Genomic DNA, 23,678 nt, shown 5'->3' with positions numbered 1-23,678 from the left:
CACGAGGAAGAGCCCACACCATGCGCAGCACCCGCCGAACCACCCGCCGAACCACCCTCCGTACCGCCGCCGTCGTCACCGGCGCGGCCGCCGTCCTGGCCCTCCCCGTCGGGTCCGCCTTCGCGGATTCGCCGGACGTCCCGGAGCCGGAGGTACTGCCGGGCATCGAGCGGCCGTCGGTCGACCCGTCGGTGGAACCGCCCGTGGTGCCGCCCGTTGCGCCCTCCGTCGACCCGTCCGTGCCGCCGACGCCGCGGCCCACGCCTGCGCCCGCCAAGCCGAAGCCGGGCGTCCGGGCGTACGTCACCACCGTGAAGCTGGCGGACGGCTCCGTCGCCAAGGTCTACAAGATCGGCGACAACCACTTCGAGGCGGACGTCTTCGCCGGCCCGACCAAGCTGGACACGCTGGTCAGCAAGGGCGGGGCCGCGGCGTACGGGCAGAACAACGGCCTGCACGTCGTGCTCCAGCCGAACGGCACCGTGACCTCGTGGATCGAGGGCGCGCCGAAGCCGAACCCGAAGCCGAAGCCGGACGTCGAGCAGGACGTGAAGAAGGACGTGAAGCCGGAGGTCAGGAAGGAGAGCTCGGTGCGCGTCACCCTGCCCGACGGGCGGATCGCGAAGCTGGTCGACGGCGCGAACGGCAAGCGCGTCGAGATCTCCGTGCCGAACGGCCATGCCCTGGGCACGATCGACCTGAAGCGTCCGAGCACGCAGAACGACGGCTGGACGTACAAGCTCGTCCAGGACGGCAAGCGCGTGAAGTTCGTCGTCATCGACGGCAAGGGCGGCGGGAACAGCTGGGTGTACGACTTCAGCGGCCGGCTGATCGAGAAGTACACGGTCGACCCGGTGAAGAAGGACGTGAAGCGGGACGTCAAGGTCGTTCCGAAGGGCGGCGTGAAGGCCGGTGCGGAGGGGGTCGCCCCGTCGGAGGGCGCGGCGCCGGTGCTGGTCGCCGCGGGCGGCAGCATGGCCTCTGCGGGCGCGGCCGGGCTCGGCTTCGCCCTGCTGAGGCGCCGCCGTACGGGGGGCGAGGGCTGAGCCCCGCCGCTCCGCTTCCTGAACGCCGGAACGGCCGGCCCCTGGAGTGGGGACCGGCCGTTCCGTTCAGCGTTTCGTTCCGCTGGTGCGGGCCGGCGCTACTTGGCGTCCTCGGGCTTGGCCTCCGCGGCTGCCTCTGCCTCGGGCTCCGCAACGGGCTCCGCCCCGGCCTTGGCCTCGGCCTCCGGCTCGGCCTCGGCTTCCGCCGCACCCTCCGGCTCGGCCTCGGCCTCGGCCTCCGGCTCGGCCTTCTCCTCTGCCTCGGCCTCAGCCTTGGCCTTCGCCTCCGCAGCAGCCTTCGCCTCCGCAGCAGCCTTCGCCTCGGCCTCAGCCTTGGCCTTCGCCTCGGCCTCCGCCTTCGCGGCGGCAGCGGCCTCGGCCTCCGCCTCGGCCTCCGCCGCGGCAGCCGCCTCGGCTTCCGCCTCCGCCGCCGCGGCCGCGAGCTCCGCCTCCGTGGGGCCGGGCGTCTTGACCGACTCCAGCAGCAGCTGCGCCACGTCGACGACCTGCACGGACTCCTTCGCCTTGCCGTCGTTCTTCTTGCCGTTGACCGAGTCGGTCAGCATGACGAGGCAGAACGGGCAGGCGGTGGAGACGATGTCGGGGTTCAGGGACAGGGCCTCGTCGACACGCTCATTGTTGATGCGCTTGCCGATCCGCTCCTCCATCCACATCCGCGCGCCACCGGCGCCACAGCAGAAGCCCCGCTCCTTGTGGCGGTGCATCTCCTGCTGGCGCAGCCCCGGCACGGCCGACATGATCTCGCGCGGCGGCGTGTAGATCTTGTTGTGCCGGCCCAGGTAGCAGGGGTCGTGGTACGTGATCAGGCCGTCCACCGGCGTGACCGGCGTCAGCCGGCCCTCGTCGATCAGGTGCTGCAGCAGCTGCGTGTGGTGGATGACCTCGTACTCGCCGCCCAGCTGCGGGTACTCGTTCGCGATGGTGTTGAAGCAGTGCGGGCAGGTCGAGACGATCCGCTTCGCCGACTTCGGCTTCTTCGTCTCCGGGTCGTCGTCGTCCTCGCCGAACGCCATGTTCAGCATGGCGACGTTCTCCTGGCCCAGCTGCTGGAACAGCGGCTCGTTGCCCAGGCGGCGCGGCGAGTCACCGGTGCACTTCTCGTCGCCGCCCATGATCGCGAACTTGACGCCCGCGATGTTCAGCAGCTCCGCGAAGGCCTTCGTGGTCTTCTTGGCCCGGTCCTCCAGCGCGCCGGCGCAGCCGACCCAGTAGAGGTAGTCGAACTCGGAGAGGTCCTCCGCGTCCTTGCCGATGATCGGGACCTCGAAGTCCACCTCCTTGGTCCACTCGACGCGCTGCTTCTTCGCCAGGCCCCAGGGGTTGCCCTTCTTCTCCAGGTTCTTGAGCATCGTGCCCGCCTCGGACGGGAACGCGCTCTCGATCATCACCTGGTAGCGGCGCATGTCGACGATGTGGTCGATGTGCTCGATGTCGACCGGGCACTGCTCCACGCACGCACCGCAGGTCGTGCAGGACCACAGCACGTCCGGGTCGATGACGCCGTTCTCCTCGACGGTGCCGATCAGCGGGCGCTCGGCCTCCGCGATGGCCGCGGCCGGGACGTCCTTCAGCTGCTCGGCCGTGGCCTTCTCGTTGCCCTCCATGTCCTTGCCGCCGCCGGCGAGCAGGTACGGGGCCTTGGCGTGCGCGTGGTCGCGCAGCGACATGATGAGGAGCTTCGGGGAGAGCGGCTTGCCCGTGTTCCAGGCCGGGCACTGCGACTGGCAGCGACCGCACTCCGTACACGTGGAGAAGTCGAGGATGCCCTTCCAGGAGAACTGCTCGACCTGGGAGACGCCGAAGACGTCGTCCTCGCCCGGGTCCTCGAAGTCGATGACCTTGCCGCCGCTGGTCATCGGCTGGAGCGCGCCGAGCGCGACCGCGCCGTCCGCGTTCCGCTTGAACCAGATGTTCGGGAAGCCGAGGAAGCGGTGCCAGGCGACACCCATGTTGGTGTTGAGCGAGACGACGATCATCCAGATCAGCGAGGTGCCGATCTTGATCATCGCGGTGAAGTAGATGGCGTTCTGCAGCGCGCTCGCAGAGAGCCCCTTGAAGGCCAGGACCAGCGGGTACGAGACGAAGTACGCCGGCTCGTACGAGTCCACGTGGTGGATCGCGCCCTCGAGGCCGCGCAGGCACAGGATCGCGAGGCCGATGGTGAGGATGATGTATTCGACGAAGTACGCCTGCCAGGCCTTCGAGCCGGTGAAGCGCGACTTGCGGCCGGCCCGCGAGGGCAGGCTGAGCAGTCGGATCGCCATCAGGATGACGATGCCGACGACCGTCATCAAGCCGATGAACTCGATGTAGAGCTCGAACGGCAGGAAGCCGCCGACGATCGGCAGCGTCCAGTCGGCCTGGAACAGCTGGCCGTACGCCTGCGCGAGGGTGGGCGGCAGCGTCAGGAAGCCGATCGCGACGAACCAGTGCGCGAAGCCGACGATGCCCCAGCGGTTCATCCGGCTGTGCCCGAGGAACTCCCGGACGAGGGTGAGGGTTCGGGCCTTTGGGTCGTCCGTGCGGCTGCCGGCCGGCACGGCCTGGCCGAGCTTCACGAAACGGTAGATCTGCGCCACGGCTCGGGCGAGCAGCGCGACGCCGACCACGGTCAGGACCAGCGACACGATGATCGCGGCGAGTTGCATGGGAAGGCTCCTCGGGCGGCACTTACTAAGCGGTAACTTATGAAGTCAAGGCTTGAGGTTACCCATTCCCGACGCCGCAATGTAGCCGAGCGTGCGGTGATCTGTGTCGCTCAGGCGAGCCTTTGTCTGTAGGCCGCCCGCGGGGTCTGCGCAAGGATCGCGAGGTCCATCCCGAGCCAGTGGTTCTCCACATAATGCCGGTCCAGCAGAACCATCTCCTCCCAGGGGAGGTCCGAGCGCGCGCTCACTTGCCACAATCCGGTCATTCCGGGGCGCACGAACAGCCGGTCGGGGCGGTCCGTACGGGCTTCCGGGCGCGGCCCGACCAGCGACATCTCACCGCGGAGCACGTTGATCAGCTGGGGGAGCCCGTCGAGGGCGCAGCGGTCCAGGGCCGTGCCGAGCCGGCCCGTGCCGTCGGTGCGGAGCCGCCACGTGCGGAACGGCCTCCCGGCCAGGCCGGCGGCGGGCTCCCGCACGAAGGGGCGGCCGCCCTGGGTCGCGCACAGCAGCGCGGCTGCCGGGGCCAGGGCCGGTGCGAGCAGGGTCAGCAGGATCGCCGCTCCGACGAGGTCGACCACCCTTTTCGCCGGCGGGGCCGTGGGTACGCGGACCCGTAGCCGGGGGGCGGTGAGTGTGAGCGGCACGCCAGCACGTTGCCGCATGCCTCCGGCGGTCTTGCGGTGGCGCGCGGCCACGGTGACCCGTTCGGCCCCGGCTCCGCCATTCCTCAGCCCCCTCCGGCAGGGTTGCGCGTAAGCGGCAGCTAAAGGTTGAGCCGACCCGACTCAGCTCTGTTGACGCCAGCGCAGCGATACGGCATGGTTGAGTCTGTTCCACTCAAGTCAGCTGGAGGAATTGAAATGGCACGTGCGGTCGGCATCGACCTGGGCACCACTAACTCCGTCGTCAGCGTTCTGGAAGGCGGCGAGCCCACCGTCATCACCAACGCCGAGGGCGCCAGGACCACGCCGTCCGTCGTCGCCTTCGCCAAGAACGGCGAGGTCCTCGTCGGCGAGGTGGCCAAGCGCCAGGCGGTCACGAACGTGGACCGGACCATCCGCTCCGTCAAGCGCCACATGGGCACTGACTGGAAGATCAACCTGGATGGCAAGGACTTCAACCCGCAGCAGATGAGCGCCTTCATCCTGCAGAAGCTGAAGCGCGACGCCGAGGCGTACCTGGGCGAGAAGGTCACGGACGCGGTCATCACCGTCCCGGCCTACTTCAACGACTCCGAGCGTCAGGCGACGAAGGAGGCCGGTGAGATCGCGGGTCTGAACGTCCTGCGCATCGTCAACGAGCCGACCGCCGCCGCCCTGGCCTACGGTCTCGACAAGGACGACCAGACCATTCTCGTCTTCGACCTCGGTGGCGGCACCTTCGACGTGTCGCTCCTGGAGATCGGCGACGGCGTCGTCGAGGTCAAGGCCACCAACGGTGACAACCACCTCGGTGGCGACGACTGGGACCAGCGCGTCGTCGACTACCTGGTGAAGCAGTTCGCCAACGGCCACGGCGTCGACCTGTCCAAGGACAAGATGGCGCTCCAGCGTCTGCGCGAGGCCGCCGAGAAGGCGAAGATCGAGCTGTCCTCCTCCACGGAGACCACGATCAACCTGCCCTACATCACGGCTTCCGCCGAGGGCCCGCTGCACCTGGACGAGAAGCTCACGCGCGCCCAGTTCCAGCAGCTGACCGCGGACCTGCTCGACCGCTGCAAGACCCCGTTCCACAACGTCATCAAGGACGCCGGCATCGCGCTGTCCGAGATCGACCACGTGGTCCTGGTCGGCGGCTCCACCCGCATGCCGGCCGTCGCCGAGCTCGTCAAGGAGCTCACCGGCGGTCAGGACGCCAACAAGGGCGTCAACCCGGACGAGGTCGTCGCCATCGGCGCCACCCTCCAGGCCGGTGTGCTCAAGGGTGAGGTCAAGGACGTCCTGCTCCTCGACGTGACCCCGCTGTCCCTCGGCATCGAGACCAAGGGCGGCATCATGACCAAGCTCATCGAGCGCAACACCACGATCCCGACCAAGCGGTCCGAGATCTTCACGACGGCCGAGGACAACCAGCCGTCCGTGCAGATCCAGGTCTACCAGGGCGAGCGCGAGATCGCGGCGTACAACAAGAAGCTCGGCATGTTCGAGCTGACCGGCCTGCCGCCGGCCCCGCGTGGCGTCCCGCAGATCGAGGTCTCCTTCGACATCGACGCGAACGGCATCATGCACGTCACGGCCAAGGACCTCGGCACGGGCAAGGAGCAGAAGATGACCGTCACCGGCGGCTCTTCGCTCGGCAAGGACGAGGTCGACCGCATGCGCCAGGAGGCGGAGCAGTACGCGGACGAGGACCTCCGTCGCAAGGAGGCGGCCGAGTCCCGCAACCAGGGCGAGCAGCTCGTCTACCAGACGGAGAAGTTCGTCAAGGACAACGAGGACAAGGTCCCGGCCGACGTCAAGACCGAGGTCGAGGCCGCCGTCTCCGAGCTGAAGGAGACCCTCAAGGGCGAGGACACGGCCGAGATCCGCACCGCGACCGAGAAGCTCGCCGCGGTCAGCCAGAAGCTCGGCCAGGCCATCTACGCCGACGCCCAGGCCGCTCAGGGCGCCGCCGGTGCCGAGGGTGCCCAGCAGGCCAAGGCCGACGACGACGTCGTGGACGCCGAGATCGTCGACGACGAGAAGCCGAAGGGTGGCGCTGCCTGATGTCGGAGGAGACCCCGGGTTTTGACGAGAAGCCCGAAGTCCCCGTCGACGGCACGCCCGACGAGCCGAAGGCCGCCGACTCCGCCAAGGAGGAGGCGGCGGCCCCGGCCGGGGACGCAGCACAGGATGCAGCGCTGCTGGCGCAGCTGGACCAGGCCCGTACGGCGCTCTCCGAGCGCACCGCGGACCTCCAGCGGCTGCAGGCGGAGTACCAGAACTACCGCCGCCGGGTGGAGCGGGACCGGATCACCGTCAAGGAGATCGCGGTCGCGTCCCTCCTGACGGAGCTCCTCCCGACCCTGGACGACATCGGCCGGGCGCGGGAGCATGGCGAGCTGGTCGGCGGCTTCAAGTCGGTGGCCGAATCGCTGGAGACGGTGGCCGCCAAGATGGGGCTGCAGCAGTTCGGCAAGGAGGGCGAGCCCTTCGACCCGACGATCCACGAGGCCCTGATGCACTCGTACGCGCCGGATGTCACCGAGGACACCTGCGTGGCGATCCTGCAGCCGGGGTACCGGATCGGCGAGCGTACGATCCGTCCCGCACGGGTCGCGGTGGCCGAGCCCCAGCCGGGCGCGGCCCCCAAGTCCTCCGGTTCCGACGCAGCGGTCGCGGAGGGCGAAGCGCCGGAGGGCTTGGACGCGGATGCCCCCGACGAGGGCTGATGCACCACACGTAGAGGTACGAGAGGAGGGACACCGGGGATGAGCACGAAGGACTTCGTCGAGAAGGACTACTACAAGGTCCTCGGTGTCCCGAAGGACGCCACCGAGGCCGAGATCAAGAAGGCGTACCGGAAGCTCGCGCGCGAGTTCCACCCGGACGCCAACAAGGGCGACGCCTCGGCCGAGGCGCGCTTCAAGGAGATCTCCGAGGCGAACGACATCCTCGGCGACCCGAAGAAGCGCAAGGAGTACGACGAGGCGCGCGCCCTGTTCGGCAACGGTGGCTTCCGCCCCGGTCCGGGCGGGGGCGGCGGCTCGTTCAACTTCGACCTGGGCGACCTCTTCGGCGGCACCCAGCAGGGCGGCGGTCAGGCCGGCGGCTTCGGCGGCGGCCTGGGCGACGTCTTCGGCGGCCTCTTCAACCGCGGCACCGGCCCGGGTGCGGGCACCCGTACCCAGCCGCGCCGCGGCCAGGACATCGAGTCGGAGGTCACCCTCTCCTTCACGGAGGCGGTGGACGGGGCCACGGTCCCGCTCCGGATGTCCTCCCAGGCACCCTGCAAGGCCTGTTCGGGCACCGGCGACAAGAACGGCACGCCCCGCGTGTGCCCGACCTGCGTCGGCACCGGCCAGGTCTCGCGGGGCAGCGGCGGTGGCTTCTCGCTGACCGACCCCTGCGCGGACTGCAAGGGCCGCGGCCTGATCGCGGAGACCCCCTGCGACGTCTGCAAGGGCAGCGGCCGGGCCCGTTCCTCGCGCACCATGCAGGTCCGGATCCCCGCGGGCGTCTCCAACGGCCAGCGGATCCGGCTGCGCGGCAAGGGCGCGCCGGGCGAGCGCGGCGGTCCCGCCGGTGACCTCTACGTGGTCGTGCACGTCGATTCGCACCCGGTGTTCGGCCGCAAGGACGACAATCTGACGGTGACCGTGCCGGTGACGTTCGCGGAGGCGGCGCTGGGTGCCGACGTCAAGGTCCCGACCTTGAACGGCCCCTCGGTGACGCTGAAGCTGCCGCCGGGCACCCCCAACGGACGGACCATGCGGGCCCGCGGCAAGGGGGCGGTCCGCAAGGACGGCACCCGCGGCGACCTGCTGGTGACGGTGGAGGTCGCGGTCCCGACCGAGCTGTCGGACAAGGCCCGTGAGGCGCTGGAGATGTACCGCGAGGCGACGGAGTCCGAGGACCCGCGCTCCGCGCTGTTCGAGTCCGCGAAGGGAGCATGAGCATGGACGGCCGCCGACGACAGTCCTCCCGCTTGGGCGGGGGCTACCAACTCACCGACGAGACCCCGGTCTACGTGATCTCGGTGGCCGCCCAGCTCTCGGGTCTGCACCCGCAGACCCTGCGCCAGTACGACCGTCTCGGCCTGGTCTCCCCGGACCGTACGGCCGGCCGCGGCCGGCGCTACTCGGCCCGCGACATCGAACTGCTCCGCACGGTGCAGGCGCTGTCCCAGGACGAGGGCATCAACCTGGCGGGCATCAAGCGGATCATCGAACTGGAGAACCAGGTCGCCGCGCTCCAGCAGCGCGTGGCCGAGCTCGCCGCGGCGGTGGACGGTGCGGCCGCCACGCTGCAGGCCCGCGAGGCCCAGGTGCACGCCTCGTACCGGCGCGACCTGGTCAAGTACCAGCCCCCGCAGCCGGGCAGTGCCCTGGTCGTCTGGCGACCCAGCCCCAAGCGGCCGATGGACTGACCGCGGTCCCTCTTGCGCACGTTCAGGCTCCGCCCCTCCAGGGCGGGGCCTGACGGCTTTCTAGAGGCCTTCCCGGTCCTCGTCGGGGTCCTGGTCCAGGTCCCCGTCGCAGTCCCGGTCCGGGGCGGTGGGCCGGCCCAGGATGCCCGACTGGGCGATGAGGTAGCCGAGCTGGGCGCGGCTGCCGCTGCCGAGGGTCGTGGCGAGCTTGGCGATGTGGGCCCGGCAGGTGCGGACGTTCATGCCGAGGCGGCGGGCGATGGCCTCGTCGACGTGGCCCTCGATGAGGAGCTGCGCGATGGTCCGCTGCACGCCGGAGATCCCGCCGGGGGTCCTCCGGTAGGTCACTTCCTCCTGGAGGGGCACGGCGCGGTGCCACAACTGCTCGAACACCTTGATGAGGTAGTCGACGAGGCCGGGGTGGCGCAGTTCCAGTGCGACCCGGCGGTCGTCGCTCACCGGGATGAAGGCGACCGTGCGGTCGAAGATGATGAGGCGCTCTATCAGCTCTTCCAGCGTGCGGATCTCCACCTTGCCCGTGGAGATGCGGTCCACGTAGGCGAGCGTGCCCTGGCTGTGCCGTGCGGTGTGCTGGTAGAGGGTCCGTATGCTGACCCCGCGGTCGATCAGCGGCTGGTCGCGTTCCAGGGCCTGCGTGAGGGCCTCGGAGGGCCGGGCCCCGCCCGGCTGTACCGTCAGCACCTCGGTGTGGCATTCGGCCGTCGCGAGGTTGAGGGCGGCGTTGATCCGCTCGAAGCCCTCCAGCACGGTGATGGCATGGGTGTTGGCCGGGCTCTGCGCGCTGATGGCCAGGAAAGGCTCGAAAGTGTCGGTGAGATCTACAGCGCTGCGCCGGCGGTCCTGGATCTCACGTTCAATCGGATGGAGCCGTTGAGCCAAAGCGACGGACGGGGGAACCGGACGCAGTTGGTTCGCGTCATCCGGGTCGGGCTGCAGAAGAGCGAATTCAAGCAGGCAGGGGGCGTTCTGGATCTCGCCCCGGGCGATCCGGCCGGTACTCAGCGCGGTCGCGTAGAGCCGCGTTCCCTCGGCGCACATGGACGTGACGGGGTGGGGATGTGTCGCCATTGTCTCGTTTCGCGTCAAATCTCCACCCCCCAGGGTCCTGAACATGCAAGAACATGATGCATCGTCCCTGTGGCATTGACGTGCCTGAATGAGCCATCGTCTGACACGCGGGGGAGAGGATTCCATCAAGTGAGGACGAAGCCGACCATGTTCAAGAGAATGCTTCGCTCGGTGCTTGCCATAGGTTTCTCCGCCGTTGCGGTTTTTGGGGCAGTCAGCGCCGTCGAAAGTGACGCGGGGAGCGCTAGGGGCGGTCAGGGCACCAGCCTGACGAGCACGGAGTTCGACACCGGCTGGACCACGGCTCCCGTGGGTAAGTACGCCGACACCGGCTGGACCAGCGGCCGGCTGGGTGGAGAGGGTGGCGATACAGGCTGGACCGAGGTTCCTGTGACGGTGTCCGCGTGACCCCCGACGATCGCGGTTTCCGCCGCGAGATGGCATCCGCCTACCGCTCGGGGTGGCAGTTCATCGATCTCGCCACGGCCATCCCCCACGCTGGCGATTCGTTGATGGTCACTCTGTTCGGCCAACCGATCGTCGTCGTGCGCGAGGAGGACGAGGACGTACGTGCCTACCGGTGCCTGCGCCGCCCGCGCGGCGCGCCGCAGCCCGTCCGCTGCGAGGTGCGCTACGGAATGGTCTTCGTCAATCTCGATCAGCGCGACCACCAGCTCTTCGAACCCGATATCACCACCGCCACCCCCCGCAGTGCCTGAAGCGATTCCCCCGTCGTTGCAGATCGCTCAGGCGCTACCCCCACACAACGGCGCCATCGTGGACCTGACCACGATGGCGCCGTTGTGATGCCCGCGTCCAGTGCCTGAACCGGACAAGATGAAGGATCAACGGCTCACGCGCGCCCCATGGCCCGGTCCAGGGTGATCTCGATGACCACGCGGTCGGGATTGGGCGACGGCGTCCGGCCGTACCGCTGCGCGTAGCGCGCCACGGCGTCGGCGACCGACGTCTCGTCCGTACGGATCACCGCGCGCCCTTCGAGGGTGGCCCAGCGGCGCCCTTCCATCTGGCAGACCGCCACCCGGGCTCCGCCCGCCGGCTCCGCCTGCGCCGGAACCCCCTGCGCCGGAACCCCCTGCGCCGACTCCGCCGACGGCTGCGCCGCGAGGACGTTGCGCACCTTCTTGCTGTGCTTGTTGCTGATCACCCGTGCCAGCCCGGCCTCCGGGTCGTACGTCACGCCCACCGGCACCACGTGGGGCGTGCCGTCGGGGCGCGGGGTGGTCAGCGTGCAGACGTGCCGCTCCCGCCAGAAGGCGAGGTACTCGGGCGTCGGGTTGAGTACGTCATGGGACATGGGCCGAAGGGTACGGGCCGATGGTGTCCTCACTTGCCTTGAGTGGAATAGACTCAACTTTGCATAGGTTGTCTCTGTCAGATTCGTCGGATTTACCCTTTGGGGAGAGGAGAAGACAGCAGTGGACGCCGAGCTGACCAACAAGAGCCGGGACGCGCTGAACGCGGCCACCAGCAGGGCCGTCACGGACGGCCACGCCGACCTGACCCCCGCGCACCTGCTGCTGGCCCTGCTCGCCGGCGAGGACAACGAGAACGTCACCGACCTGCTGGCCGCCACCGAGGCCGACCAGGCCGAGGTGCGGGCCGGTGCGGAGCGGCTGCTGGCCGCCCTGCCCAGCGTCACCGGCTCCACGGTCGCGCCCCCGCAGCCCACCCGCGACCTGCTCGCCGTACTCGCCGAGGCCGACGCGCAGGCGGGCAGGCTCGGCGACGAGTACCTCTCCGCCGAACACCTGCTCATCGCCATCGCCGCCAAGGGCGGCGCGGCGGCTGAGGTCCTTTCCGCCCAGGGCGCGAGCGCGAAGAAGCTGCTGGCCGCCTTCGAGAACGCACGAGGAGGACGGCGGGTGACCACCCCCGACCCCGAGGGTCAGTACAAGGCCCTGGAGAAGTTCGGCACGGACTTCACGGCGGCCGCGCGCGAGGGCAAGCTCGACCCGGTCATCGGCCGCGACCACGAGATCCGCCGCGTCGTGCAGGTGCTCTCGCGCCGCACGAAGAACAACCCGGTGCTCATCGGCGAGCCCGGCGTCGGCAAGACGGCCGTCGTCGAGGGCCTGGCCCAGCGCATCGTCAAGGGCGACGTCCCCGAGTCCCTGAAGAACAAGCGCCTGGTCTCCCTGGACCTCGGCGCGATGGTCGCCGGCGCCAAGTACCGCGGCGAGTTCGAGGAGCGCCTGAAGACCGTACTCGCGGAGATCAAGTCCAGCGACGGGCAGATCATCACCTTCATCGACGAGCTGCACACGGTCGTCGGCGCGGGCGCCGGCGGCGACTCCGCCATGGACGCGGGCAACATGCTCAAGCCCATGCTGGCCCGCGGCGAACTGCGCATGGTCGGCGCGACCACCCTCGACGAGTACCGCGAGCGCATCGAGAAGGACCCGGCGCTGGAGCGGCGCTTCCAGCAGGTGCTGGTCGCCGAGCCGTCCGTCGAGGACACCATCGCCATCCTGCGCGGGCTCAAGGGCCGCTACGAGGCCCACCACAAGGTCGTCATCAACGACAGCGCCCTCGTCGCCGCCGCGACCCTCTCCGACCGGTACATCACCTCCCGCTTCCTCCCCGACAAGGCCATCGACCTCGTCGACGAGGCCGCGTCCCGGCTGCGCATGGAGATCGACTCCTCCCCCCTGGAGATCGACGAGCTCCAGCGCTCCGTGGACCGGCTGCGCATGGAGGAGCTGGCGCTGAAGAACGAGTCCGACCCGGCCTCGGTGGAGCGCCTCGAGAAGATCCGCAAGGACCTCGCGGACAAGGAGGAGGACCTGCGGGGCCTGACCGCCCGCTGGGAGAAGGAGAAGCAGTCCCTCAACCGGGTCGGCGAGCTCAAGGAGCGCCTGGACGACCTGCGCGGCCAGGCCGAGCGCGCCCAGCGCGACGGGGACTTCGACACCGCCTCCAAGCTGCTCTACGGGGAGATCCCGACCCTGGAGCGCGAGCTGGCGGAGGCCACCGAGGCCGAGGCCGAGGCGTCCAAGGGGACGATGGTCAAGGACGAGGTGGGCCCGGACGACATCGCGGACGTGGTCGGCGCCTGGACGGGCATCCCGGCGGGCCGTCTGCTGGAGGGCGAGACCCAGAAGCTGCTCCGCATGGAGGACGAGCTGGGCCGCCGCCTGATCGGCCAGGGCGAGGCCGTACGAGCCGTCTCGGACGCCGTGCGCCGCACCCGCGCCGGCATCGCCGACCCCGACCGCCCGACCGGCTCCTTCCTCTTCCTCGGCCCGACGGGCGTGGGCAAGACGGAGCTGGCCAAGGCCCTCGCCGACTTCCTCTTCGACGACGAGCGGGCCATGATCCGCATCGACATGTCGGAGTACGGCGAGAAGCACAGCGTGGCCCGCCTCGTCGGCGCCCCGCCCGGCTACGTCGGCTACGAGGAGGGCGGTCAGCTGACGGAGGCCGTGCGCCGCCGCCCGTACAGCGTGGTGCTCCTGGACGAGGTGGAGAAGGCCCACCCCGAGGTCTTCGACATCCTGCTCCAGGTCCTGGACGACGGCCGCCTCACGGACGGCCAGGGCCGGACCGTGGACTTCCGCAACACCATCCTGATCCTGACCTCGAACCTGGGCAGCCAGTTCCTCATGGATCCGCTCACCCCGGCGGAGGACAAGAAGCAGAAGGTCCTGGAGGTGGTCAGGGCGAGCTTCAAGCCGGAGTTCCTGAACCGCCTGGACGACCTGGTGGTCTTCTCCGCCCTGACCGGCGACGAGCTCGCGCACATCGCCGAGCTGCAGATCGGCCGCCTGGCCAAGCGCCTGGCCGACCGGCGCCTCACCCTGGACGTCACGCCCGAGGCCCTGGCCTGGCTGGCGGTCAAGGGCAACGACCCGGCGTACGGCGCCCGGCCGCTGCGCCGCCTGATCCAGACGGCGATCGGCGACCGGCTGGCCAAGGAGATCCTCTCGGGCGAGGTCCGCGACGGCGACACCGTACGGGTCGACGTGGCGGGCGAGGACCTGCTGGTCGGCAAGGCGCTCTGACCCGGCCGGGCGGACCCGTGTCCGCCCGCAGCGGATCGGCGCTGCGGGGCTGGACACGGGGTAGGCGGGATGGGGGAGGATGCATGTATCCGCACGAAGGGAAAAACACGGTGAGCATCGACCCGGCCTCGATTCCGAACTTCGGAGGGCAGCAGCCCGATCCGCAGGCCACAGGACCGGCGGGCCCCGTCGTCCCCGACCAGGATCTGGTCAAGCAGCTGCTGGAGCAGATGGAGCTCAAGTACGTCGTCGACGACGAGGGTGACCTCGCGGCGCCGTGGGAGGAGTTCCGCACGTACTTCATGTTCCGCGGCGAGGACGAGCAGCAGGTTTTCTCGGTGCGGACCTTCTACGACCGTCCGCACAAGATCGACGAGAAGCCCCAGCTTCTCGAGTCGATCGACGACTGGAACCGCCGCACCCTGTGGCCGAAGGTCTACAGCCACACGCACGACGACGGCTCGGTCCGCCTGATCGGTGAGGCGCAGATGCTGATCGGCACCGGCGTCAACCTGGAGCACTTCGTGTCCTCCACGGTCAGCTGGGTCCGCGCCTCCATCGAGTTCGACAAGTGGCTCGTCGAGCAGCTCGGCCTGGAGAAGGACATCGACTCCACCGACGGCGAGAACGACGGCGAAGGCGAAGGCGAAGGCGACGGCACGAACTGACTAGAGCGGCACCCGGGCCACCAGGAGCAGGTAGAGCCCGTAGCCGTAACCGAGCCCGGCCACCACCGCGGTCACCACGACCGCGGTGCGGGGCCGGGCTCGCGCCATGACGGCGGCCAGCGGCAGGAGCAGCGGGAAGGCCGGCAGCAGGAAGCGCGGCTTGGACTCGAAGAAGCCGGCCCCGCCGTAGGCCATCACCAGCAGGACCGCCGTGTACGCGAGCAGCGCGAGCGGGGTGCGGTCCAGGACCAGCAGCACCGCCAGCAACCCGGCCGCGGCCAGCAGGACCACCGTCACGGTGGTCGCGAAGGGCACGTGCCCGCCGGTCAGCACCCGCTCCGCCGAGCGCAGCGCCCCGGCGCCGAAGTCGAAGCGGGAGCCCCAGCTGCGCTGCACGGCGAAGTAGCCGCCGAAGGGGTCGCGCACCTTCACCCCGACGGCCAGGACGTACGCCGCCCAGCCCGCCGGCGCCACCAGCCCGGCCACCCACACCTCGGGCGCCCGGGATCTTCGTACGAGGATCGCGTGGAGGGCCATGGCCGACACGGCGGCCGCGACGGCGAGGCCGGTGGGCCGGGTCAGCCCGGCGAGCACGGCGAGGCCCGCGGCCCACAGCCAGCGTCCGCGCAGCAGGGCGTGGAGCGCCCAGGCGGCGAAGGCGGTCAGGAGCGCCTCGGTATAGGCGAGGGTGAGGACCACGGAGTGCGGCAGGGCCGCCCACAGCCCCACGAGCAGCAGCCCGGCGCGCGGACCGATGACCCGCTCCCCGACCCGGTAGATCCCGACGGCGGCGACGGCGGCGGCGGTCCAGGCGACGAGGAGCGCGGCGGGGACGGGTCCGCCGGGCAGGATGCCGGAGACGGCCCGTATCAGCGCGGGGTAGAGCGGGAAGAATGCCTGGTCGCTCTGTACGGGCCCGGTGCCGGTGACGGCGTCGGGCCACATCAGGGTGCGCCCGTAGCCGTCGGCCGCTATTCGGAGGTACCAGTCCGCGTCCCAGGACCGGCCGAGCACCCGCAGCGGATCCCGTCCGGACCACCAGGATCCGAGGGCGAGCACCAGCACCCCGGCCCCGCGCACGGCGGCGAACACGCCGAGCGCTATCACCGTGGTCGGCGCGGCCGACCGTACGGCCCGGACCGCGCGCATCTCCAGGGGCGACGCGGACACGGTCGCTCTGCCCGTTGCCATGAATCCCGACTTCCGTCTCTCGGTGAGGTCCGCTCACCGAGGGGTGAGGGCTTCGGGCGCTCGTGCGGGCGACAGCTTCACACCGGCCCCGGCCACCCCGCAAGCACGCCTGGTGGTCAGAGGCGGCGCAGCCGGGAGGCGGCCTCCCGCAGGACGTCCTCGCGCTTGCAGAAGGCCCAGCGGACCTGGGTGGCGCCGGCGGACTTGTCGTCGTAGAAGACCTGGTTCGGGATGGCGACCACGCCGCAGCGTTCGGGGAGGGCGCGGCAGAAGGCGAGGCCGTCCTTCTCGCCGAGGGGGGTGATGTCGGTGGTGATGAAGTACGTGCCCTGCGGGCGGAAGACCTCGAAACCGGCCGCCGCGAGGCCGTCGGCGAGGATGTCGCGCTTGGCGGCCAGGTCGGCGCGGAAGGCGTCGTAGTACGTGTCGGGGAGGGCGAGGGCCTCGGCGATCGCGTACTGGAAGGGGCCCGAGGAGACGTAGGTGAGGAACTGCTTCGCCGAGCGGACCGCCGTGACCAGCTCCGGGGGCGCGGTGACCCAGCCGACCTTCCAGCCCGTGAAGGAGAAGGTCTTCCCGGCCGAGGAGATGGTGACCGTGCGCTCGCGCATGCCCGGCAGGCCCGCCAGGGGGATGTGGGAGCCCTCGAAGACCAGGTGCTCGTACACCTCGTCCGTGACGACCAGGAGGTCGCGCTCGACCGCCAGCTCGGCGATCGCGGCGAGCTCGGCCGCGGTGAGGACGGTGCCCGTCGGATTGTGCGGGGTGTTCAGCAGCAGCAGGCGGGTGCGCGGGGTGACGGCGGCGCGCAGTTCGTCCAGGTCGAGGGCGAAGGCGCCGGCGTGCGGGCGCAGGGTGACCGGGACGCGTACCGCGCCGGCCATCGCGATGCAGGCCGCGTACGAGTCGTAGTACGGCTCCAGGGCGATGACCTCGTCACCCGGCTCGAGGAGGGCGAGGAGGGAGGCCGCGATGGCCTCCGTGGCGCCCGCCGTGACCAGGACCTCGGTGTCGGGATCGTAGGACAGGCCGTAGAAGCGCTGCTGGTGCGCGGCGATCGCCGTGCGCAGCTCCGGGACGCCGGGGCCGGGCGGGTACTGGTTGCCCCGGCCGGTGAGGACCGCGCGGGAGGCCGCCTCGGCGATCTCCGCCGGGCCGTCGGTGTCGGGGAAGCCCTGGCCGAGGTTGATCGAACCGGTGCGGGCGGCCAGCGCCGACATCTCCGCGAAGATCGTTGTGCCGAAGGCCGCCAGACGGCGGTTCAGGAAGGGGCGGTCGCTGCTCACGGGTGCGCTCATGGGCGTCATCCTGGGGTCAACCTCTGGACTTCCTCAAGTGTGCTTTGGGCCGTGCGGCCCGGGGGCATCCCCCCTTCACGCGGGACGCGGGGATCCCGCCCCCCGGGAAGACCGGGGTGAGAGAAGGGCGGACCGCATGTTCGTCTTCATCGTTATCGCCATCATGGTCGTCGCGTTCGTCGTGACGATCGCAGCCCGTTCGTCCAGGAGCGGGCACACCGGAGGCCGTCGCAAGCGCGGCGGCTGGTGGGTGGACGGGGGTGACGGGGGCGGCTCGTCCTCGTCCTGTGGTTCGTCTTCGTCCTGCGGCTCGTCGTCCTCGTGCGGCGGCGGGGGCGGGTGCGGTTCCAGCTGACACGGGGCAGCGGGCACCGTGTGGACGGGGGCGCCCGGCGGTCGGTTTCCGGCCGGGCGTCCTCGTCGTTCGTCCCTGCGTGACGACTCGTTCGTCGATGCATGACGACGCGCGGGACGCAACTCGTTGAACACGTGAACTGTGGAGCCCCCGGGGGGATGTAAACCCCGTCAAGTTGGGTAAAAACGCTGTGAGTGCCGTGCCTTTCATGATTCCCTCGGTTGAGTAGACCAGTCCTCGGACCTCCCTGGACTTCCTGTGGATCCGTGCCGGTGTCCCCCCACCCGTTGACTACCGCTGGCGGGCCCCGGCCCATCTCCCTCGCGCGTTTGCGGAGCCGACTCATGCTCACGACCCTCCAGACCTCTTACACCGACACGCGTGCCGCCGATCTCGCCTGGGCCCTGGGTCGGGACCGGCTGCCCGCCCTGGCCGTACTGAACCTCGAACTGTCGGGCGCCAAGGTGGAGTTGCGCCTGCTCGGGGCCTCCCATCAGGTTCTTCTGGAGGAGGCCGAGGTGCTCTGCTCGGAGACGGTCGCCTGCATGCCCGGCAGCAGTACGCCGCTGCCGCTCGGCGTGGCCAAGCGGGTGGGTGACTGGGAGTACGAGTTCGCCGCGCGGGTCGAGACCCTGTCCCGGGGGTCCTTCGCGGGGCGGGCGCAGGAGCTGCTCGCACTGGTGGCTGACCACCCGAACGGGCTAGCGGGGACCTTTCCGGGAAGTCCGCACGCCTTCACCGCCATGCTCGCGCAGCGCTGCGAGGGCCAGGTGCGCTGGCGGACCTGGCACGCGTACCCGCAGGAGGGCCAGCTGGTGGCCACCCGGACCCGGGTGGGCGTACGGACGGGGGCCCCGGCCGCCGCGGTGCTGGAATCGCCCGCGCTGCTGTAGCGGGCGGCCGGCGCCTCCGGGGCGCGGACGGCCGTCTCCGTTACGCCAACTGGCTGGATCGATGGGCCACTTGCACCCATGTGGGTGACCGGATGTAGGTAGGTGGTGACGTACGGTTCGCTTCATGATCGACCGTTCCGTCCCGCGCCGGGTACTCCCGGCTCCGGAGCCGCGGGGCGCCGCGACCGTCCCGGCCGCCCTGCCCGTACGGCCCCGGACCGGCCGACTCCTCGTCCTGGCCACCGTGTTCGTCTGCGCCGCCTGCGGGCTCGTGTACGAACTGGAGCTGCTCGCCCTGGGCAGCTACCTCGTCGGCGACTCCGTCACCCAGGCGTCGGTCGTGCTGTCCGTCATGGTCTTCGCCATGGGCGTCGGCTCCCTGCTCGCCAAGCGCCTGCGCCACCGGCCCGCCTTCGGCTTCGGCGCCATCGAGGCCGGGCTCGCCCTCCTCGGCGGCCTCTCGGCCATGGCGCTCTACGCGAGCTTCGCCTGGCTGGGGGAGTCCCGCCCCGCCCTCGTCGCCTTCTCCTTCGTCATCGGGGTGCTCATCGGCGCGGAGATCCCGCTGCTGATGGTCCTCATCCAGCGCATCCGCAGACAGGACGCGGGCGGGGCCGTCGCCGACCTCTTCGCCGCCGACTACGTGGGCGCCCTCGTCGGCGGCCTCGCCTTCCCGTTCCTGCTGCTCCCGATGCTCGGCCAGCTCACCGGCGCCATGCTCACCGGTACCGTCAACGCGGCCGTCGGCGGCGGGCTGGTCCTGTGGCTGTTCCGCCGCGACCTGAGCCGACGCTGCCGCTGGCTGCTGATCGCCGCGAACGTGACCGTGCTGGCCGTGCTCGCCTCGGCGACCGTCCTCGCCGACGACTTCGAGCGGGTCGCCCGGCGCGCCGTCTACGGCGGGGAGGTGCGGGTCGCCGTCCGGACCGGCGTGCAGGAACTGGTGCTCACCGGCCCCCCGACCGGCTCCCCGCGCTCCCTCGACCTGTATCTCGACGGGCGGCTGCGGGTCAGCGGCTACGACGAGTACCGCTACCACGAGGCCCTGGTCCACCCCGCGATGACCGGCCCGCACGCCCGCGTCCTGGTCCTCGGCGGCGGCGACGGTCTCGCCGCCCGCGAGGTGCTCCGCTACCCGGACGTCGCCTCCGTCACCGTCGTCGAGCTCGACCCCGGCGTGGTCGGGCTCGCCCGCACCGATCCGATGCTCTCCGCGCTCAACGCCCGGGCGTACGAGGACCCGCGCACGGCCGTCGTGACGCAGGACGCCTTCCGCTGGCTGCGGGGGCCGGCCGCCGCCGACCGGTTCGACGTCATCGTCTCCGACCTCCCGGACCCGGGCATCACCCCCAGCACGAAGCTGTACTCGCAGGAGTTCTACGGGCTGGCCGCACGGGCCCTGCGCCCCGGAGGCCGGATCGCCGTCCACGCCGGGCCGCTGGCCACGCGTCCGCGGACGTACTGGACCGTCGACTCCACCCTGCGCGCGGCCGGCCTGCTGACCTCCCCCTACAGCGCGGGCGGCCGCCTCTCGGGCTTCGCCGCCGGACCCGACCGCACCCCCCTCGGCGTCGCCGGCGCACCGCCGCAGGACTGGGGCTTCGTCCTGGCCGCCCGCGAGGGGGTCCCCCCGCTGCGCGTGGACCGCGACACGCCCGCCCTGCGCTCGTTGTCGACCCGCTCGCTGCAGGACGCCGCGCGCGACGCGGAACGCACCCGGGTGCCCGGGCTCCCGCCGTCGACCCTGCCGCACCCGCGGTATTCGTGACCCGGTGCGCTGTCGTCGGTAGGCTCGACCGCATGGAGCATCAGGTGTTCGTCCCGGTACCGGCAGACGATCTCCGCGCCGTGCTGCGCGACCCCGCCCGGGTGGCCCGGTGCGTGCCGGGACTCCAGCAGGACGCCGACACCCAGGCAGGGCCGGTCTCCGGCCGGCTGAAGGTCCGCGTCGGCGGGAGCACCGTGACCTACCGGGGAGCCCTGGCCGTCATCGAGCGGGACCCCGGACATTTCACCTTCGAGGGTGAGGGCACGGAGGTCCGCGGCAGCGGGACGGTGAAGTTCGCCGTGGACCTGCGGCTGTCCCCGGCCGAGGGCGGGACCCGGCTGGACTTCACGGCCGGGGCCGCCGCCGACGGGCGCGCCGCCGCCTTCACCCCCGAGGCCGCGGCCGCCGCCGTGCAGCGGCTGCTGGACCGGGCCGCCGGCCAGCTGACCATCGGGTCCGCCCTCGGCGACCCCGTGGCCGAGGCCGAGGAGGCGGAGGAGACCGACGACACCGACGGCACCGGCCCCGGATTCGTCGAGGGCGACGTCACCGAGGTCACCGCCTCCCTCTTCGACGCCGAGGTGCCGCCCCCGTCGCTGGACCCGTTCCTGGCCGGCGGGTTCGAGGAGCTCGACGGGGCCCCGCGGCCCCCGGCCGAGGCCGCCCACGCCCGCCGCACCATGATCGGCCGCAGTGCGGAGGAGGTGGACCACGCGCCTCCGCGCGGCCGGTACGCCCCGGTCCCCGCGCCCGCCGCCACCACCGCCGGCGACAGCCTGCGCTGGATCGCCCCGGCCGCCGCCCTCGCGCTGGCCTCGGCGGTCGTGATCGGCCGGGCCCTGCGCCGCCGTCGCTGACCTGCGGCCGCGGCCCGCATTAGGGTCGACCGCATGAGTACGCAACTGAGCGCCGGCGGCGCCGAGGTGACGGTCGACCAGGAGAACGGCTGCCGCATCAGCAGCCTGCGCATCGACGGGACGGAGCTGCTGCGCCAGGGCCCGAGGTACGGGTCGTTCCCGATGGTCCCGTGGTGCGGCCGGACCGAGAACGGCCGGTTCCGCGACGGCGGCACCGTCCACCAGATGCCGGTCAACCACCCGCCGCACGCGCTCCACGGCTTCGGCCGCGACGCCGCCTGGCGCCCCGCGGGAGCCACCGCCACGGAGGCGGCCTTCACCTACGACCTCGCCGAACCGTGGCCGTACCCGGGCCGGGTGACCCAGGTGTTCGCGCTCGCCGAGGACGCGCTGACCCTCACCATGGGCGTCGAGACGTACGGGGACTCCTTCCCGGCCCAGGCCGGCTGGCACCCCTGGTTCCGGCGCGACCTCGGCACCGGCGGCGGGCCGGCGGAGCTCTCCTTCGAGCCCGCCTGGCAGGAGGAGCGCGGCGCCGACCACCTCCCGACCGGCCACCGCATCGATCCGAAGCCCGGCCCTTGGGACGACTGCTTCGGCATGCCGCACGGGGTCGACGTCACCCTCGCCTGGCCCGGCGCCCTGGAACTGCGGCTCACCAGCCGGGCCGAATGGGTGGTCGTCTACGACGAGGAGTCCGAGGCCGTCTGCGTGGAGCCGCAGTCCGGTCCGCCGAACGGGCTGAACACCCTGCCGCGCCTGGTCACCCCCGTGGACCCGCTGGAGGTCTCCACGACGTGGACGTGGCGGCGGCTCGCTTAGTGCGCAATTAAGCTCGGCTTCATGAGTGATGTACGCGATGCGCTTCTGCAGCAGATCAAGGACAAGGCCGTCGTGCACGGCAAGGTGATCCTCTCCTCCGGCCGGGAGGCCGACTACTACATCGACCTCCGCCGGATCACCCTCGACGGCGAGGCGGCCCCGCTGGTCGGTCAGGTCATGCTCGATCTGACCGCCGAGCTCGCATTCGACTGCGTCGGCGGGCTGACCCTGGGCGCCGACCCGGTCGCGACCTCGATGCTGCACGCCTCCGCCGCGCGCGGCGGACGCCTGGACGCCTTCGTCGTCCGCAAGGCGCAGAAGGCCCACGGCATGCAGCGCCGCATCGAGGGCACCGACGTGAAGGGCAAGCGCTGCCTGGTCGTCGAGGACACCTCGACCACCGGCGGTTCCCCGCTGACCGCCGTCGAGGCGGTCCGCGAGGCCGGCGGCGAGGTCGTCGCCGTCGCCACGATCGTCGACCGAGGTGCGGCCGAGGCCATCGCCGAGGCGGGTCTCCCGTACCTCACCGGCTACCGCCTCGAGGACCTGGGCCTGTCCTAGGTCCGGTGGCCGGCCCGGTCCGGCCACCGCGAGAACTGGTGACGAAGGTCCTCGCCCGCCCCGCTGAGCGGTCTGACCTGGCAAAACCCGACGGCCCGGGATGTTTCACGTGAAACATCCCGGGCCGTTCGCCCACCACGTGAGGCCGGCAGGCTGGACCCCCGCGCTGAGTCTGGAAAGATAGGCGCGACGATGACGTCGCCCCCAGGTCAGGGCCCGCAATAAGCACACTCCCCGCACATCCAAGGAGCGGACAGATGCCCATCGCAACCCCCGAGGTCTACAACGAGATGCTCGACCGGGCGAAGGCAGGCAAGTTCGCCTACCCGGCCATCAACGTGACCTCCTCCCAGACCCTGCACGCTGCGCTGCGCGGCTTCGCGGAGGCCGAGAGCGACGGCATCATCCAGATCTCCACCGGTGGTGCGGAGTTCCTGGGTGGCCAGCACAACAAGGACATGGTCACCGGCGCGGTCGCCCTGGCCGAGTTCGCGCACATCGTGGCCGCCAAGTACGACATCACGGTCGCCCTGCACACGGACCACTGCCCGAAGGACAAGCTGGACGGCTACGTACGTCCGCTGCTCGACATCTCCGCCGAGCGCGTGGCCCGCGGTCTGAACCCGCTCTTCCAGTCGCACATGTGGGACGGCTCCGCCGAGACCCTGGCCGACAACCTGGCCATCGGCCAGGAGCTGCTCGCCAAGGCCGTCGCCGCCAAGATCATCCTTGAGGTCGAGATCACCCCGACCGGCGGCGAGGAGGACGGCGTCACCCACGAGATCAACGACGAGCTCTACACCACCGTCGACGACGCGATCCGCACCGCCGAGGCCCTCGGCCTGGGCGAGAAGGGCCGCTACCTGCTGGCCGCCTCCTTCGGCAACGTCCACGGCGTCTACAAGCCGGGCAACGTCGTCCTGCGCCCCGAGCTCCTCAAGGACCTCCAGGCCGGTGTCGCCGAGAAGTACGGCAAGGCCTCGCCCTTCGACTTCGTCTTCCACGGCGGCTCGGGCTCCACGGCCGAGGAGATCGCCACCGCGCTGGAGAACGGCGTCGTGAAGATGAACCTCGACACCGACACCCAGTACGCCTTCACCCGCCCGGTCGTGGACCACATGTTCAGCAACTACGCCGGTGTCCTGAAGGTCGACGGCGAGGTCGGCACGAAGTCCAAGTACGACCCGCGCACCTGGGGCAAGGCCGCCGAGGCCGGTATGGCCGCGCGTGTCGCCGAGGCGTGCGCGAACCTGCGCTCCACCGGTACCAAGCTGAAGTAGCCGGCCCCGGCCGGCCACACCGCCACACCGCCACACCGCGTCACCGCGTCACCGCGCCACCGCGCCACCGCGCCACCGAAGGGCCC

General features: G+C 70.9%; 21 protein-coding genes. 15 read left to right on the top strand and 6 right to left on the bottom strand.

Annotated features, from left to right (window positions below):
- Positions 1-20 precede the first annotated feature (20 nt).
- On the top strand, positions 21-1,046 hold the full coding sequence (locus RIU97_RS18950) for a hypothetical protein (RefSeq protein WP_404958293.1): 1,026 nt from the start codon (positions 21-23) through the stop codon (positions 1,044-1,046).
- Between the two features lie 98 nt (positions 1,047-1,144).
- Here RIU97_RS18950 and RIU97_RS18945 read toward each other — a convergent pair whose 3' ends face one another.
- Both RIU97_RS18945 and RIU97_RS18940 read right to left on the bottom strand, forming a co-directional pair.
- On the bottom strand, positions 1,145-3,715 hold the full coding sequence (locus tag RIU97_RS18945; protein WP_404958291.1) for a (Fe-S)-binding protein: 2,571 nt from the start codon (positions 3,713-3,715) through the stop codon (positions 1,145-1,147).
- 110 nt (positions 3,716-3,825) lie between these two features.
- A complete protein-coding gene (locus tag RIU97_RS18940; RefSeq protein WP_404958289.1) occupies positions 3,826-4,362 on the bottom strand; it encodes a sugar transferase in 537 nt (178 codons plus the stop codon).
- A gap of 216 nt (positions 4,363-4,578) precedes the next feature.
- Here RIU97_RS18940 and dnaK point away from each other — a divergent pair, with 216 nt between their 5' ends.
- The 4 genes from dnaK to RIU97_RS18920 are packed head-to-tail and all read left to right on the top strand — an operon-like array spanning position 4,579 to position 8,785.
- Complete coding sequence (dnaK, locus tag RIU97_RS18935; protein ID WP_362811249.1) at positions 4,579-6,423, top strand: molecular chaperone DnaK; 1,845 nt, start codon at positions 4,579-4,581, stop codon at positions 6,421-6,423.
- On the top strand, positions 6,423-7,088 hold the full coding sequence (gene grpE, locus RIU97_RS18930) for a nucleotide exchange factor GrpE (protein WP_404958287.1): 666 nt from the start codon (positions 6,423-6,425) through the stop codon (positions 7,086-7,088). The genes dnaK and grpE overlap by 1 nt, the downstream gene beginning before the upstream one ends.
- A gap of 39 nt (positions 7,089-7,127) precedes the next feature.
- Positions 7,128-8,312: a molecular chaperone DnaJ gene (gene dnaJ, locus RIU97_RS18925; protein WP_404958284.1), complete on the top strand. Its 1,185-nt coding sequence runs from the start codon at positions 7,128-7,130 to the stop codon at positions 8,310-8,312.
- 2 nt (positions 8,313-8,314) lie between these two features.
- Complete coding sequence (locus tag RIU97_RS18920) at positions 8,315-8,785, top strand: heat shock protein transcriptional repressor HspR (protein WP_404958282.1); 471 nt, start codon at positions 8,315-8,317, stop codon at positions 8,783-8,785.
- A gap of 60 nt (positions 8,786-8,845) precedes the next feature.
- On the opposite strand, the gene RIU97_RS18915 is transcribed toward RIU97_RS18920, so the two are convergent.
- Positions 8,846-9,919 carry a helix-turn-helix transcriptional regulator gene (locus RIU97_RS18915; protein WP_404958280.1) on the bottom strand — a complete coding sequence of 358 codons (1,074 nt, stop codon included), beginning with the start codon at positions 9,917-9,919 and terminating at the stop codon, positions 8,846-8,848.
- A 102-nt stretch (positions 9,920-10,021) separates the two neighbouring features.
- On the opposite strand from RIU97_RS18915, the gene RIU97_RS18910 reads away from it, so the two are divergent.
- Both RIU97_RS18910 and RIU97_RS18905 read left to right on the top strand, forming a co-directional pair.
- Positions 10,022-10,282 carry a hypothetical protein gene (locus RIU97_RS18910; RefSeq protein WP_383567096.1) on the top strand — a complete coding sequence of 87 codons (261 nt, stop codon included), beginning with the start codon at positions 10,022-10,024 and terminating at the stop codon, positions 10,280-10,282.
- Positions 10,283-10,311: 29 nt separating this feature from the next.
- Positions 10,312-10,593: a (2Fe-2S)-binding protein gene (locus RIU97_RS18905; RefSeq protein WP_051858941.1), complete on the top strand. Its 282-nt coding sequence runs from the start codon at positions 10,312-10,314 to the stop codon at positions 10,591-10,593.
- A gap of 134 nt (positions 10,594-10,727) precedes the next feature.
- On the opposite strand, the gene RIU97_RS18900 is transcribed toward RIU97_RS18905, so the two are convergent.
- Entirely contained in the window at positions 10,728-11,192 is a 465-nt protein-coding gene (locus RIU97_RS18900; protein ID WP_404958278.1) for a pyridoxamine 5'-phosphate oxidase family protein, read from the bottom strand.
- A gap of 121 nt (positions 11,193-11,313) precedes the next feature.
- On the opposite strand from RIU97_RS18900, the gene clpB reads away from it, so the two are divergent.
- Complete coding sequence (gene clpB / locus RIU97_RS18895) at positions 11,314-13,899, top strand: ATP-dependent chaperone ClpB (protein ID WP_404958276.1); 2,586 nt, start codon at positions 11,314-11,316, stop codon at positions 13,897-13,899.
- A gap of 110 nt (positions 13,900-14,009) precedes the next feature.
- Complete coding sequence (locus RIU97_RS18890; RefSeq protein ID WP_404958274.1) at positions 14,010-14,567, top strand: YbjN domain-containing protein; 558 nt, start codon at positions 14,010-14,012, stop codon at positions 14,565-14,567.
- Here the strand turns inward: RIU97_RS18890 and RIU97_RS18885 are convergent, their stop codons facing one another.
- Together RIU97_RS18885 and RIU97_RS18880 are read right to left on the bottom strand one after the other, a co-directional pair.
- Positions 14,568-15,758, bottom strand: a complete 1,191-nt coding sequence (locus tag RIU97_RS18885; protein ID WP_404958272.1) for a hypothetical protein — start codon at positions 15,756-15,758, stop codon at positions 14,568-14,570. It lies immediately after the preceding gene.
- A 116-nt stretch (positions 15,759-15,874) separates the two neighbouring features.
- On the bottom strand, positions 15,875-17,065 hold the full coding sequence (locus tag RIU97_RS18880; RefSeq protein WP_404958270.1) for a pyridoxal phosphate-dependent aminotransferase: 1,191 nt from the start codon (positions 17,063-17,065) through the stop codon (positions 15,875-15,877).
- 690 nt (positions 17,066-17,755) lie between these two features.
- Here RIU97_RS18880 and RIU97_RS18875 point away from each other — a divergent pair.
- The 6 genes from RIU97_RS18875 (at position 17,756) to fbaA (ending at position 23,592) form a co-directional block, all read left to right on the top strand.
- Positions 17,756-18,304, top strand: coding sequence for a DUF2617 family protein (locus RIU97_RS18875; protein WP_404958268.1), 549 nt, complete (start codon positions 17,756-17,758; stop codon positions 18,302-18,304).
- 124 nt (positions 18,305-18,428) lie between these two features.
- The gene (locus RIU97_RS18870; protein ID WP_404958266.1) at positions 18,429-20,072 is read left to right on the top strand and encodes a polyamine aminopropyltransferase; all 1,644 of its coding nucleotides are present in this window, start codon (positions 18,429-18,431) and stop codon (positions 20,070-20,072) included.
- Between the two features lie 32 nt (positions 20,073-20,104).
- Positions 20,105-20,929, top strand: a complete 825-nt coding sequence (locus RIU97_RS18865; protein WP_404958264.1) for an SRPBCC family protein — start codon at positions 20,105-20,107, stop codon at positions 20,927-20,929.
- A gap of 33 nt (positions 20,930-20,962) precedes the next feature.
- On the top strand, positions 20,963-21,751 hold the full coding sequence (locus RIU97_RS18860; RefSeq protein WP_404958262.1) for an aldose 1-epimerase: 789 nt from the start codon (positions 20,963-20,965) through the stop codon (positions 21,749-21,751).
- Positions 21,752-21,772: 21 nt separating this feature from the next.
- A complete protein-coding gene (gene pyrE, locus RIU97_RS18855; protein WP_404958260.1) occupies positions 21,773-22,312 on the top strand; it encodes an orotate phosphoribosyltransferase in 540 nt (179 codons plus the stop codon).
- A gap of 257 nt (positions 22,313-22,569) precedes the next feature.
- Complete coding sequence (gene fbaA / locus RIU97_RS18850) at positions 22,570-23,592, top strand: class II fructose-bisphosphate aldolase (RefSeq protein WP_030755743.1); 1,023 nt, start codon at positions 22,570-22,572, stop codon at positions 23,590-23,592.
- Positions 23,593-23,678: the final 86 nt, after the last annotated feature.

The sequence above is a fragment of the Streptomyces sp. 147326 genome, from assembly GCF_045000215.1.
Taxonomy (GTDB): Bacteria; Actinomycetota; Actinomycetes; order Streptomycetales; family Streptomycetaceae; genus Streptomyces.
Note: the sequence above shows the minus strand (reverse complement) of the source record. Positions and strands in the feature narration are given on the sequence as shown.